This window comes from Nanohaloarchaea archaeon SW_7_43_1 (assembly GCA_003009795.1).
Taxonomy (GTDB): Archaea; Nanohalarchaeota; Nanosalinia; order Nanosalinales; family Nanosalinaceae; genus SW-4-43-9.
Genome location: PXPE01000001.1, coordinates 315,779 through 328,263 on the forward strand (window position 1 = coordinate 315,779; position 12,485 = coordinate 328,263).

General features: G+C 42.1%; 15 protein-coding genes and 1 tRNA gene. 1 reads left to right on the forward strand and 15 read right to left on the reverse strand.

Annotated features, from left to right (window positions below):
- Positions 1–2: 2 nt before the first annotated feature.
- The 8 genes from BRC29_01835 to BRC29_01870 all read right to left on the reverse strand — a co-directional run bounded on the left by BRC29_01835 (position 3) and on the right by BRC29_01870 (position 6,609).
- Positions 3–986, reverse strand: coding sequence for a hypothetical protein (locus tag BRC29_01835; protein ID PSG98848.1), 984 nt, complete (start codon positions 984–986; stop codon positions 3–5).
- Positions 959–1,321 (reverse strand): hypothetical protein, encoded by a 363-nt coding sequence (locus BRC29_01840; protein PSG98849.1) that lies wholly within the window; start codon positions 1,319–1,321, stop codon positions 959–961. The genes BRC29_01835 and BRC29_01840 overlap by 28 nt, the downstream gene beginning before the upstream one ends.
- Positions 1,322–1,612: 291 nt before the next feature.
- Positions 1,613–1,885 (reverse strand): hypothetical protein, encoded by a 273-nt coding sequence (locus BRC29_01845; protein PSG98850.1) that lies wholly within the window; start codon positions 1,883–1,885, stop codon positions 1,613–1,615.
- A 24-nt stretch (positions 1,886–1,909) separates the two neighbouring features.
- Positions 1,910–4,762 (reverse strand): RNA-splicing ligase RtcB, encoded by a 2,853-nt coding sequence (locus tag BRC29_01850; GenBank protein PSG98851.1) that lies wholly within the window; start codon positions 4,760–4,762, stop codon positions 1,910–1,912.
- A gap of 51 nt (positions 4,763–4,813) precedes the next feature.
- On the reverse strand, positions 4,814–5,062 hold the full coding sequence (locus BRC29_01855; GenBank protein ID PSG98852.1) for a hypothetical protein: 249 nt from the start codon (positions 5,060–5,062) through the stop codon (positions 4,814–4,816).
- A 42-nt stretch (positions 5,063–5,104) separates the two neighbouring features.
- A complete protein-coding gene (locus BRC29_01860; protein PSG98853.1) occupies positions 5,105–5,524 on the reverse strand; it encodes a hypothetical protein in 420 nt (139 codons plus the stop codon).
- 11 nt (positions 5,525–5,535) lie between these two features.
- Positions 5,536–6,255 (reverse strand): cytidylate kinase, encoded by a 720-nt coding sequence (locus tag BRC29_01865; GenBank protein ID PSG98854.1) that lies wholly within the window; start codon positions 6,253–6,255, stop codon positions 5,536–5,538.
- A gap of 72 nt (positions 6,256–6,327) precedes the next feature.
- The gene (locus BRC29_01870) at positions 6,328–6,609 is read right to left on the reverse strand and encodes a hypothetical protein (protein PSG98855.1); all 282 of its coding nucleotides are present in this window, start codon (positions 6,607–6,609) and stop codon (positions 6,328–6,330) included.
- A 169-nt stretch (positions 6,610–6,778) separates the two neighbouring features.
- On the opposite strand from BRC29_01870, the gene BRC29_01875 reads away from it, so the two are divergent.
- Entirely contained in the window at positions 6,779–7,528 is a 750-nt protein-coding gene (locus BRC29_01875) for a hypothetical protein (GenBank protein ID PSG98856.1), read from the forward strand.
- A 22-nt stretch (positions 7,529–7,550) separates the two neighbouring features.
- Here BRC29_01875 and BRC29_01880 read toward each other — a convergent pair whose 3' ends face one another.
- The 7 genes from BRC29_01880 to BRC29_01910 all read right to left on the reverse strand — a co-directional run bounded on the left by BRC29_01880 (position 7,551) and on the right by BRC29_01910 (position 12,423).
- The gene (locus BRC29_01880; GenBank protein PSG98857.1) at positions 7,551–8,129 is read right to left on the reverse strand and encodes a hypothetical protein; all 579 of its coding nucleotides are present in this window, start codon (positions 8,127–8,129) and stop codon (positions 7,551–7,553) included.
- 42 nt (positions 8,130–8,171) lie between these two features.
- Positions 8,172–8,260: transfer RNA gene (locus BRC29_01885), tRNA-Ser, on the reverse strand.
- Positions 8,261–8,378: 118 nt separating this feature from the next.
- Positions 8,379–8,687 carry a 30S ribosomal protein S10 gene (locus BRC29_01890; protein ID PSG99532.1) on the reverse strand — a complete coding sequence of 103 codons (309 nt, stop codon included), beginning with the start codon at positions 8,685–8,687 and terminating at the stop codon, positions 8,379–8,381.
- Positions 8,688–8,737: 50 nt separating this feature from the next.
- Positions 8,738–9,169 (reverse strand): hypothetical protein, encoded by a 432-nt coding sequence (locus BRC29_01895; protein ID PSG98858.1) that lies wholly within the window; start codon positions 9,167–9,169, stop codon positions 8,738–8,740.
- Between the two features lie 111 nt (positions 9,170–9,280).
- Complete coding sequence (locus BRC29_01900) at positions 9,281–9,730, reverse strand: RDD family protein (GenBank protein PSG98859.1); 450 nt, start codon at positions 9,728–9,730, stop codon at positions 9,281–9,283.
- 183 nt (positions 9,731–9,913) lie between these two features.
- The gene (gene tuf / locus BRC29_01905; GenBank protein PSG98860.1) at positions 9,914–11,197 is read right to left on the reverse strand and encodes a translation elongation factor EF-1 subunit alpha; all 1,284 of its coding nucleotides are present in this window, start codon (positions 11,195–11,197) and stop codon (positions 9,914–9,916) included.
- 83 nt (positions 11,198–11,280) lie between these two features.
- Entirely contained in the window at positions 11,281–12,423 is a 1,143-nt protein-coding gene (locus tag BRC29_01910; GenBank protein PSG98861.1) for a hypothetical protein, read from the reverse strand.
- Positions 12,424–12,485 lie beyond the last annotated feature (62 nt).

Sequence of the window (12,485 nt, forward strand, 5' to 3'; positions counted from 1 at the left end):
CACTAAATAAGCTCTTTCTCAGCTTCTTCTATTATCCGTATTAGGTGTTTTCGGTAGAAGTTCTTCTCGAAGTCGTTGAAATGATTCATTCGCATCAATCCTGCAACTAACCCGCTCAGAGTTTCGACTCTGTAAATTGATTCGTTCCGATTGAAGTCTTCTTTAAGCCCTTTTTCTTTTCTATAACCTTTGTAGAGGTTTTCTCGTATTTCTGTGTCTTCCCCCGGATCTATCATCCAGAATCCGTTAGCTGCTTTTACAAGGTCACGTTGGTTGTGTCCTGCGTGAGCCATATCAAAATCAATTATGCCTGTAATCTCTCCGTCCTCTACCATTATGTTCTGTGTGGAGAAGTCGTCTTGGCAGAAAACAGGCTCTATATCTTCAGGTAGTTCCTCACCGTGAGTTTCAAGAAAGTCCCGGGATTTTTCTGTTAGTTCATCCCAACCTTGATCTTCAAACGTTTCAATAGATTCCCTCCAATTCTTGAGAACATAATCTTTGAAGCTACCCTGTTCAAAAGTTACTACCGAGAAGCTATTTTCTTCTGGTAGTAGCCAGCCTGCTTCATCGTAGCTTTGGAAACTATGGATTTTTGCCAGCATTCTACCTGATTCTATTGTTAGTTCTGGCGTCATCTGGCTTTCCAGGCTTTTTCCTGGCAGACATTCCGATATGTAGTATTTCCACTCCTTGCTGTTTTCTTTGTATATCTGGAGTTCTTCGGTTATGAGTTCTGGGACAGGTATTTCTGTATTTCTCAGGAGTTGGTATGCTTTCACGTTTCTTTCTAATCCGTTATCTCCTTCCCCTAGTTTATCTGATAATTGAAGAATATATTTTTCATTTCCGTATTTGACTCTGTAGGTTTCTTGTTTCAGTCCTTCATCTATTTCTTCTACAAGACCGGGTTCTTCCCCAAATTCTCTTTCAACAATTTCGTTGATTTCAGATAGCTTCATACTTCTGTACGACCCACATAACATTCTATTTCTTCTGAATTAGTGGCTAATATTTTGGCGATCGTTCGGTGGTTTCCATCGTTAATCATTCCCCAAGTATCTTCTATATCCCAGTCTTTTGCTCCGTGTAGTTTATTCATCCTATCAATTTTTTCAGTTCTATTTCCAGGTGTTATGACCCACGGAGGGAACTGGTCAGTCGCTTTGTGTAATTCTTTCAGCTTCATTATGTACTTTATATTCCTATATTCTTCTGCTTCTGCTTTCTCAATAAAGTTAACTACTTCAGAAAGAGTCTTTGTAATCACTTCTGGAGGCAAATCACCAAAACGTGGCAGTGTTGTTCCTAAATCTTTCACCTTCACAGTCTCTTTCCTCTCAAAAACATTCCTCGAAGATTTTCAGTCTATATCCAGGATTACTATCTAATTCCCGTAATTTATCCTTCTTCTCCTGAATACTGTAATTTTCTTCTTGATAATCTTGTCTAACCTTTTCTATGACTTTCTTTAGCTGTTCTGTATCAATTGAGTCTTCAAGTATTCTTTTCTGAATATTTTCATTTTGCTTACACAGTTGCCAGACAAGATAACTATCGATAGCTTCTTCGTCAGCCTTAAGGAATACATTATTATCGTAGAATTATAGACTTAGTTTTCTTCCTCCTGTTTTAGGTGGTGTTCTACTAGTTTGTCAAAGTTTTTCTGGATGCCTTCATACACTGCGTCGTTGAGGAAGATCGGTACTGTTCCAAGTCCGAGCGGAAGCTTGAGTCTCAAAAAGTAGTTTCCGTTTTTGTCCTTGTCAAGCCAGGCCGTCAGTCCCTCGTCCCGGTTAACGAACATTGGAGGATTTCTTTTGCTGGTTTCCGATGCTTTTTCGAACTCAAGTTCTTCTTTAGAATCTGAAGTATCTTTTGACATGTTTTGTAATTGTTTTACGGCTTTTTAACCTTTTATATTTACTACGGGTAGTATTTTTACGACCTTTTCTCCGATTCCTAGTTCGTCGCTGACCTGTATAACCTCGTCGATATCTTTGTAGACGCCAGGTGCTTCCTCTGCAACTGTTGAGCCAGAGTCGGCTTTGACCAGTATTCCTTCTCTTTCCAGCTCTTTCTGGATATCTTCTCCCCAGTAATCCTGTTTTGCCTGTGTCCTGGATTTTAGTCTTCCTGCTCCGTGGGCTGTGGAACCGAATGAGATTTCCAGAGAGTTGTCTCCTCCAGAGAGAATGTAGCTTGAGGTTCCCATGCTTCCCGGTATCAGTACCGGCTGTCCGACTTCTGAGTAAACTTCCGGTACTTCTTCTCTCCCTGCTGGCATAGCACGCGTTGCCCCTTTCCTATGTACTATCACTTCTTTTTCTTTGCCTTCGACTTCATGTGTTTCTTCCTTGGCGATGTTGTGGCATACATCATAAAGCAGTTCGGTCTCCACTTCCTCATCGAATATTGTGCTGATGCATTCCCTGATTCCCTGTGTCAGTGCTTGTCTGTTCGCCCAAGCATAGTTGGCTGCAGCGTACATAGCTTTCTTGTAATCCTGAGCGGGTACATCCTCTATCGGCGCATAGATCAGATTCTTCTCGGGAATCGCCTCCGCTATCTCAGGGTATTCCTTCTCAAATCTTCTCAGGTATTTTGTACAGGTTTCATGCCCCAGTCCGCGGGAACCTGAGTGAATCATGATAACAACTTGGTTTGCTTCTAATCCGTAGGCTTCTGCTTTTTCTTCGTTGAAAATTTCCCCAACTACCTGTACTTCCATAAAGTGGTTTCCTGAACCCAGTGACCCAACTTGGTTCAGTCCCCGTTTTATCGCATCATCAGGTACTTTTCTGTGATCGCCAGGAAGTTTTCCATTTTCTTCACATCTTCTCAAATCTTCTTCATGTGCGTGACCGTTTTCCAGCATCCATTCCATTCCATTGTCAAGTATTTCTCTCAGGTCTTCTTTATCAGTATTTAGATAGCCTCCTTTTCCAAGCCCAACAGGTATCTTGCTGTACATAATGTTTGCGAGCTGCTGTTCTTTTCCATCTATATCTTCTGCGTTTAAATCTGTTTTTAGGACCCTGACTCCACAGTTTGAGACTATGAACTGGTTTGCCTGAAAGTTGTGGGCTTCATGTTTAACTCCTATATCGTATACTTTTTCTCTTCCCGCAGGTTCTATAGACTTGATTGATGTTTTCACAGTGAAGTCGTTCTCAACCTTGAGGTCTTTGGCGTACTCTTCGTAGTCCGGGAAGTTTTCAGGAGGTCTTGAACTGGTTTTTCTTCCGTTGTAAATACTTCTCTCAATAAAGCGGTTGTTTATGTCGAATCTTTGCTTTATTTCCTTCGGAGCTGTGCCATTTTCGTACAGTAGGACGCTTTCTTTTGCTATTTCTTCTCTTCTTTGTATTGCTTTTTCCTTGGTTTTGAGATACTGTATTGCCTTAATCGATTCTTTCTTTTTTTCTCGGTTGTACCGGTAACCTACTTTTTGGAAAAAGTTGATCAGATTATCGGAGTCGTTTTTTACTCCTAATCTGAGTCTGGTTACTTTGCCGTCCTTGTTTTCGTGAGTCTCGAATTCTTCAATCCGGTTGGTTTTAATACCTAGTTCTTGAAGAGCTTGTTTGATTCCTTCTAAGAATTTTCTCCCGCTTTCCTTCACAATGGTAGATTTATTTTGGGATATTTTAGGACAATAGAGGTTTTTGTCGTGCTGAGCTTTAGGTTTGCTCATTTCTGCCCCGAAAAATGTTGAGAGATACAGAGCTTTCTGCCACTTCGCAAGTTGATCAAAGTATTCGGGTAGTGCGAACTCTTTCCGAGTTTTCTTTCCTTTTGGTGTTCCCAATTTAATCATCAGTTTTTGAAACGCTCTGGAGGTGGCTTTCATACTTTTTTCAGTCACTTCGAATGGTTCCTGTCTTACCTGATGTGTTCTATCTCTTGAATATATCTTGGAGGGTTTGAAGCCTAATTCTCTGATATCTTCTTGAATAGCTTTCAAATCTTCTCTGTCAGCGTAGAATCTTGTTTCTCCGCTGTTGTTGAATGTTCCGTCTCCTGTATGAAAACCGATTAATTTCAGCAGTATGTTGAACTCTTCATCATTGGACTTTAGAGGCAGCAGGTCTCTTTCCAGTAGAGCCTCTACCAGTTGATCATTTTCCTCTTTGAAATCTTCGCCAGTCAGCAATGCAAATTCTTCTAGTTCTTCATCCTCTATACCTTTGAAAGGTCCCATAAATACTCTTTCTCCTTCACTGAGTTCTGATAGTTCTTTCATTCCGTCTTCAGTTAAGAAAGGGTGGTCTTTCGTCGCTTTGACAGTCTCTCCCGTCTCAGTTTCGATTTCAAACACCTTTCTATCCTTTTTTTCGGTAAAAAGCTGGATATCGGAGCCGACTGATTCATCTCCGGTTGCAACTACTGCTTTCTCATTATCAAAGTTATTTTTTAGTTTTTCTACCTTTTTGCTCCTTCCGAATTCTGTTAGGACTTTAGAGTCGCCTGTTAAGCAATTAATATCGAAGCCGATCGCTCCTGGGCTGATGATTCCTTTTTCGGCATCAAACGCTGCAACTCCTCCGATTGGGAACCCGTAGCCCTGGTGTCCGTCCGGCATGACTATTGAGTATTTCTGTATCCCTGGAAGCGAGGCCATGTTTTTCACCTGTTCCAGTGTGTCATCATTTCTCATTTCCTCAAGAAGTTCTTCGGAGGCGTAAACCCGAGTAGGTACATTCATTTCTCCATCTTTGGGAATTTCGTAGATGTTTTCGGATACTTTACTGAGTTCCATAAACTATTTCTCGCTGTGAAAAGATAAAAAAGAAGGTTGGAGATGCTTTATTCAGCTGGATTCCTTCAGCGCGAGAATGGTCGATGTTACCAGTAGGACTGCCCCTACACCGGTGAGTATGAATCCTCCTGTTTTGGCAGTTTGCCAGTTACTGTATGTTTGCTGAGCTGAGTCATCAAGAGCTCTGTCGAAAATGCCTGAAGCGTCTTCATATTCTCCTACCTTCATGTCTGATACTCCGTAAACTGTTATTCCGAGTATCAGCAGTGCTGCGCCGGCAATAATAAGTTGGTTTTCCATAGAATGTTTTAGGTAGGTGAACTTTTAGAATTTTTTCCAAGTTTAGATGTCGAGAACTGCTTCTAGCACCCAGCCTTCATCCTTCTCATATTCTACATTCATCTCATTATAGGTTGGGGCCTTGATGTCGAGAAAGCTATCATCCCTTTCAATTGAATCGGCCCAGATGGTTGCTTCGATCAGGTAAGATTCCTTTTCTTCCTCAAATTCAAGTTTATCTGCCTGGCACACTGCCACCCCTTCCGTGTCCTGGAGAAATATCAGTTTGTTCAGAAAGTCGAAAAGTAGGGCCTCATGGCTCTCTGACTCAACCTTTACTTCATGTCTGTATGCTCCGGCTTCAGGATCTGCGCCGACTATCTCTCCGAATGCCTTAACTGTCTCTGAAAACGCTTTCTCCAATGTCTGTCCTTGCGCCCTGAACTTCTCATCGGCCGTATGTTCCAGTATCTTGTATGCCATTTACTCTATTTCTAATCCTCTTCATATCTTTCTGTGAACTCCTGCTTCAAAACCTTATCGACTAGCTGATTCTGTTCCTCTATTCCCAGTTCAGAGTTATCTATTATCAGGTCATAGATTTCCTTGTTGTCAGTATCTATATTGTAGTAGTCACTGTATCTTCTGGAGTCCTCTCTATCCCTTTTCTTCACTACTTGTGAGGCCTCATACCTATCGATGTCTTCTCTTTTCGCCAGTCTCCCGGCTCTTTCCTCTAGACCTGCTGTAACTTTTGTCCGGAGATCGGAGTAGTCTCCCAAAGCATGGGAAGGGATTCGACCCTCAACCACACAGTCCTGGCTCAAAGCTCTTTTAACCGTTCTTCGATCGATCTCTAGGTCAAGTTCTTTCTCTGCCTCCTCAGATAGTTCATGGTCTTCAAGCCCTCTTTCTTCTGCTACCTCGTAAAAAACATCGCTGGCCGAGAAATGTTTGAGGTCAAGCTTATCAGCTATGAATTCGGCCAGAGTTCCTTTGCCTGTTGCGGCCATTCCATCTATAGTAATGATTATATCGGAGTTTCTCTCTCTGTCTCCCTGGAAATCCTCGATATAGCTTCCCATAGAGACTGAATTACCGGTAGCTATTTTATTGGTTTTTATACATGAGTGGCATGAAGGCTTTCCGAAATATGATATAGGAGTTCTCGGCTCTTTACCTAACCAATACCTATCCGCTCCGAAACTTCGCACTCAGGTTCAGAACACTTCAGTATCTTGATATTTTCTCCTATATTTGTCAATTGAGACAAAAATTAATCCCATTCATTCCTTTATGTCGCCTATTTTATCTTCAAATTCATCGGCAATCTTCAGGACTTTTCTACCTCTTTCTGTTACTTCATATCCTACTTTTCTCCTCCCTGTTTCTGATCTGATAACTGTTTCTTCGAGCCCATCCAGTGCAACTAGTTCCTTTAGCCGTTTTGTAACTGTTGCTGAGCTTAGTTTCTCTCCTTGTATTTCAATTTCAGTATAGTCATCGAATGATTTGGTCTCATCTTTTGTTTCTCTCAGTATTGCAATGGCGCCCTTTGGAAGAGTCATAAGATCTTTATTGAGTTTAACTTGTTTAAGTTTTCAGTTTTCCTTTCTTTTACTTTAATTTTCTAAAGTAGACTTTTTCTTGCTAAACAACTGTTTTAATCCACTAAAAAGTTTTATAGTTTGTTTAAAATGGTTTTGAGACATTTTGGTTCTTAATGAGGTGTAACAATTGAATTCAAAGATTTTAGTTTCGCTTGTAGCTGCAGTACTTGTCTCAGGTAGTCTGGGATATATGGGAGGGCAGATGAATAAACAGCCAGAGATTGATAGTCAGGAAAACACTATTGCTTCCCAAGAAGACAGGATTAATTCTCTTGAACAACAGGTTTCAAACGTTGAAACTCAAAGAGATGAAGCTCAGATAGAGTCGATGAATCCTGCAGATGATCTCAGAATAGGACTGAACAGTGACTTGAAAGAACACGTTGATTTAGGACTGGTCGCATTGAGAAATTCCTACGATGGCAATGAAGATACTCAGGCATCGGTTGCTCAACTCGATCAGAATAGTCAAGAACTTGCGGCTAAGGTTGGAAGTGTTTACGGTGATGAGGCAGAACAGCAATTTCTAGGACTCTGGAGAGACCACATCGGCTTCTTTGTCGATTACACAGAAGGTCTAAAGGCAGATAATCAGACAAAAATGGACAGAGCTGACCAGAACCTAGAAGGCTACGCTGAAAGCGCTGGAACATTCTTCAACGACGCTAACCCTAACATCCCGAGAGACGGAGTTGTAACTCTTGCAGAAGAGCACAAGACTTTGGTCATCGAATCCATGGATGCTTATGATAAAGGGAATTACGAAATGGCTTATCAGAAGCAGAGAGAAGCCAATAAGCAGGTTAGTAAGATAGCGGACGCACTAACAGCAGGAATTGTAGAACAGAACCCTGATGTTTTCCAGCCGGAAAACTAGAGGATTCCAACTCTTTCTTTTCTTATTTTTTCTTCAACAGACTTTCCATCTTTGATATATTGATGAATCTCGGTACATCTGATTTATAGTTCCGATAATTTTCTCCGTATTTTTCCTCTAACCACTTTTCCTCTGTGAATACCATCAGAAAAAGCCAGACTGCGGTTATTATGGCCAGCAATATAATTTCTGGTCTGGGAAGGAGAACTGTCAAACCTACAAGCATCAACAAGTTTCCCATTACTTGGGGATTTCTGGAAATCGAATATAATCCGGAATCAATTAGTTCATCGGTTAGACCGGAAGTGGTGTTCGCTCCCAGTTTTAAGATCGCAGCAAAGGTGATCAGTGTCCCGATTGTTCCTGTTAGAAGTCCGGCCAATATCTGCAGATTGAATTCTAGAAGGGGAAAGTTCAGGTTCATCAGTAGCACCAGGCTTGAGACGTTGATCCCTGCTAAAATCCAGTAAGCTAACCAGCAAAAATTTCTCTCGCTTGGAGGCCAGAAACGGTAATTTTTCTTTAATGAAGACAAAGCCATTAAAACTGCCAAAGTAATTGCTGCAGCAAAACCGGCCAAAAGTAAAATCTGCTCGATCATGAAACCCAATTAGTTTATGTCCTTCAAAATATACAGGTTGAACGCCGGAGCTGGGATTTGAACCCAGGAGGGAGCAGATGTCCCACCGGTTCTCAAGACCGGCACCTTTAGCCAGACTCAGTCACTCCGGCACGAACCTCTGAGAGTTTGACCACCGCTAGTCCTTCGTAGAGGCGCTCTCTGAACTTTCTAAAAATACAATCCGGTAGAAACTTTAAATTAGAAGTGGAAAGAGAAAGGATGGAAGATCTATTCTTCGAGTTCAATTTCGATGTCGACTCCTTCTGGAACGTGTACTCGCATTACTTGTCGAAGTGCTCTCTCGGAGTCCATGATGTCGATAAGCCGTTTGTGTACATGCATTTCGTATCTCTCAATGGTTTCACTTCCTTCACCGTCCGGTGCTTTTCTTGTTGGTATTGTTAGCTGGTCTGTTGGTAGGGGTACAGGGCCTGAAAGTTCTGCATCGTATTCGTCCGCTATTTCTTCGATTTCATCGGACAGTTCATCTACCTTTTCTTGATTGGTACTTCTAAGTTTTACCCGCGCCTTTTGCATATCCATAACTTCTGAAGTTAATTCTTATAAATGGTTTTAGCTGCTGATAGCTATTCCAGCTTTTCCAATTCTTTCGCCCTATCTGTTTTACCTATCTTCCTGTACGCCTTGATAATCCGGTCGATAGGCAGTAGGGGTACTCCATTTTCGATCTTTTCTATCTCGATTTCTTCCCATTCAACTAGAGGTTTCTGATCGTCCTCTTTGGTTCTGCTGTAGATGACTTCCACATCCTCTCCATTGATCCTGTACCTGTCTATCTGGGATACTCCTATTTTTTCTGTTTCCACGAATTTCGGGTTAAATATTGTCCTGAACTCACACGCAGTATCTTCTTCCATCAACAGGTCAATGTCATCGGGTTCAACCTCAACGCCTCTGAGAGCGGAGTCAATACTGCCGAAAGCAGCCCAGTCGCATTCCTCTGGCAGCATCGCAGCTATTTCTCGTAAAGTTTCTAACTTTTGAGGATCGATTGGCATGTAAAAAAGCTGTTTCAGCGATTTTTAAAGCATGAGAGAATATGATAGAGTGGGAACGACAGCTCGAAGATTAGACTCAGGGGTTTTTTGAGACACAGAAAAAAGGGTGAATCAGATTTGCTGGTTCGTTTGACCTGGCTGGTTTCCTTCATCTACTACTACAGTTCCTCCAGCTAAGTCCCCTACTCTCTGATTCTCACTCGTTAGCAATATTGAAGTTGCACCTAATATGTATGCTTGTGGCAGAATGTCGATAATCCTCAATATGTTTCTAACCAATGAACCAAAATATCCGCACTCAGAGCCGTCTTTCTTCATTACTTTGAGATTTAGGAACATTTTGGCCGGGGTTTGACCGTTTTTACCTTCAAAATAGATGAAGTATGTAATCATACCTAATCCGACGAAAATTTGGAGAGCCCTAAAACCTAGATTCGTATTTGCTGCAGCAGATACTGCTTTGAGCATGATTATACCCGATAATCCGAACAGTATTCCTCCTAAGATGGAGTCAATTACTACGGCAATCCCTCTGTTTACTATTCCTGCCTTCTCTGTCATTACAAAACAAATTCCGCCTCTTTTTTATAATATTTATGTTTTATGTTGGAGGTTATTGCTGTGTAATTTGCAGGGAAAAGTTAAGTGGTCAGAATACTGGTTTCTACTGTTACTGTCCTGTTCAGGGAGTAATTGTAGTGGAAATTTGGATAAGAAATAAAAGATCGGGGAAAGGCTTGCGCCTTACTGTTCATCGACAGATAGTGCCATTCCGGCTCCTACTGTCTGTCCCATGTCTCTGACTGCGAATCTTGAGAGCTGTGGGACGTCATCGTTCTCTTCGATGACGAGTGGCTGCTGTGGTGTGATTTCCACGATTGCTGCCTGTCCCTGTTTGATGTAGTCAGGGTCCTCTTCGATTGTTTCTCCTGTCTTCGGGTTCATCGTCTTTTTTAGGTCTGTGAATGTGCATGAGACCTGTGCTGTGTTGACGTGGAATACAGGTGTGTAGCCTTCTGAAACTACGTTAGGGTGGTTCAGAACGATTACCTGTGCTTCGAAGCTGTCAACTACTGTTGGAGGATTGTCCGCGTGTCCTGCTACGTCTCCTTTCTTGACATCGTCTTCACCTACTCCTCTTGTGTTGTATCCAATGTTGTCTCCAGGGTGTGCCGCATCAACTTCTTCGTGATGCATTTCGATTGTTTTGACTTCTCCACCTATATTCTGGTTAAGTCTTGTGGATGCCGGTTCGAATACTACATCGTCTCCCGGTGAGATGTCTCCTGTCTCCACTCTTCCGACAGTTACAGCACCGATTCCGGAAATAGAGTATACGTCTTGGATTGGGATCCTCATCGGCAGGTCTTCCGGTTTATCTGGTTCATCTAGGTCATCCAGCGCGTCAAGTAGTGTTGGTCCGTCGTACCATTCTAGGTTTTCAGATTCCTCGACTACGTCGTCTCCTTCGAATGCTGAGATAGGCACAAAGTTAATATCGCTCGGATCATAGCCTACGCCCTGAAGCATCTCGGAAACTTCCTCTTTGATGTCTTCGAAGTCTCCTTCCGCATAGTTAACAACGTCCATTTTGTTGACTGAGACAATCAGCTGGTCTATGCCCAGCGTTTTTGCAAGGTATGCGTGTTCTTTTGTCTGTGGCTGGATTCCGTCATCTGCAGCAACTGTAAGAACTCCTGCGTCTGCCTGTGATGCTCCTGTGATCATGTTTTTAATGAAGTCTCTGTGGCCTGGAGCGTCGATAATTGTGAAGTAGTAGTTCTCGGACGTGAAGTCTTTGTGAGCGAGGTCAATTGTAACTCCTCTTTCTCTTTCCTCTTCAATTGAGTCCATTGCGAATGCGAAGCCGAATGTTTCCTTGCCTTTTTCTTCTGCTGCCTCTTCTAGTTTTCGCATTTCTTCTTCTGGTAGGTTTTCTGTGTCCCACAGTAGTCGTCCAATTGAGGTTGACTTACCGTGGTCTACGTGACCGATGAATACGAGATTAACGTGTGGTTTGTCTGCCATTGTTGAGTTTCACCTAATGTGTATATATCGGAATTAACCGGTTAAACTTTAAAAAGGAATTGTGGTGATAGGTATTGTAGTTTTCAGGCTCTTTTTTCTGCGTGTAGAGCTTTGATTCTGTTATCCAGCTTCTCGCTGAATTTATCCCAGCTGTATTTTCTGGAGTGTTTTCTAGCTTTGATTCCAATTTCTCTGACTTTTTCAGATTTGGAGGCCAGATATTCCATTTTTTCTGCAAAGGAGCCAGGATCCGGATCTACTAGGTAACCGGTTTCATCGTCTTTAATTGATTCTACAGGTCCGCCTTCATTAACCGATATTATAGGCTTGGAGTAGCTGGCGGCTTCTATCGGTATTATACCCCAGTCCTCTTTCTCTGCACAGAAAAGAACAGAGTAACAGTTTGCGTAAAGTTTATTCCATCTTCCATCCTGTACATCCTTCTCAATTCTTATTCTGTCTTCGTCACTTGCCATTTGTTCAAGTTTCTGTAGATATTCCTCTTCTTGAGCGGATCCTGCCAGTACAAGTTCGAATTCCTCGTCGAGATCTGCTTGTTTGAACGCCTCTATGGCAATCTCATGTCTCTTGTAGCTTCTGAATCTGGTCGGGTATAAAAAGTATTTCTCACGACCTTCCGAATGGTTCTCCTCTATGTCCGCTCCAGGGTTGACGACTGTAAGATTTTCTTCATTTTCAAGCTCTTGGTCTAAAACTCTTTCTTTCGTGTTCTCGCTGTTGACAAATATGTGGTCGAAGTACCTCCAGGAAAACTTTTCAAGTTTGCCGAAGAACCATGTTGCTATTCCAAAAAATGGCTGTAGACCAGTAGGTAGATCGTTTCTGTAGGATTCTTTGAATTCCGGAAGGGCAGCTCTGAGCGGTGTATGACAGTATCCCATTGTTAGCTGGTCGTGGTTTCTCATGGTAAAGGGCGTTGAGACTCCTGAAGTTGAGAAGATAATAGAATCGTATTCCTCAAAATCTAACTTGGTAAATGTACCGCCGAGGCTGAATTTCAGAAGTCTTGAAATGAATCCTCCTGCTTCTCCTTGCCAGGCGACCTCCTTCACTTCTATATCTTTGAATCCTTCAAATGTATTTTCTTTATCGTAAAACGGGGTTAGAACGGTTACATTATTTTCCGACCTACTGGCGTATTCCAACACGACTTTTTCTGCCCCACCTTTCTCTTTAAGCCAGGGATGGAAAACCGCTATATTCATGATAATGTCTTATAGTTGAATTCTTTATAGATTAGTATCAAAACCGGTTTTCGAAAGATTTT

Bases quoted from the DNA above. Each gene is read 5' to 3' on its own strand.
- BRC29_01870 (PSG98855.1), bottom strand. From the start codon at position 6,609: ATGACTCTTCCAAAGGGCGCCATTGCAATACTGAGAGAAACAAAAGAT.
- BRC29_01910 (PSG98861.1), bottom strand. From the start codon at position 12,423: ATGAATATAGCGGTTTTCCATCCCTGGCTTAAAGAGAAAGGTGGGGCA.
- BRC29_01855 (PSG98852.1), bottom strand. From the start codon at position 5,062: ATGGAAAACCAACTTATTATTGCCGGCGCAGCACTGCTGATACTCGGA.
- BRC29_01890 (PSG99532.1), bottom strand. From the start codon at position 8,687: ATGCAAAAGGCGCGGGTAAAACTTAGAAGTACCAATCAAGAAAAGGTA.
- BRC29_01835 (PSG98848.1), bottom strand. From the start codon at position 986: ATGTTATGTGGGTCGTACAGAAGTATGAAGCTATCTGAAATCAACGAA.
- BRC29_01850 (PSG98851.1), bottom strand. From the start codon at position 4,762: ATGGAACTCAGTAAAGTATCCGAAAACATCTACGAAATTCCCAAAGAT.
- BRC29_01860 (PSG98853.1), bottom strand. From the start codon at position 5,524: ATGGCATACAAGATACTGGAACATACGGCCGATGAGAAGTTCAGGGCG.
- BRC29_01845 (PSG98850.1), bottom strand. From the start codon at position 1,885: ATGTCAAAAGATACTTCAGATTCTAAAGAAGAACTTGAGTTCGAAAAA.
- BRC29_01900 (PSG98859.1), bottom strand. From the start codon at position 9,730: ATGACAGAGAAGGCAGGAATAGTAAACAGAGGGATTGCCGTAGTAATT.
- tuf (PSG98860.1), bottom strand. From the start codon at position 11,197: ATGGCAGACAAACCACACGTTAATCTCGTATTCATCGGTCACGTAGAC.
- BRC29_01895 (PSG98858.1), bottom strand. From the start codon at position 9,169: ATGCCAATCGATCCTCAAAAGTTAGAAACTTTACGAGAAATAGCTGCG.
- BRC29_01880 (PSG98857.1), bottom strand. From the start codon at position 8,129: ATGATCGAGCAGATTTTACTTTTGGCCGGTTTTGCTGCAGCAATTACT.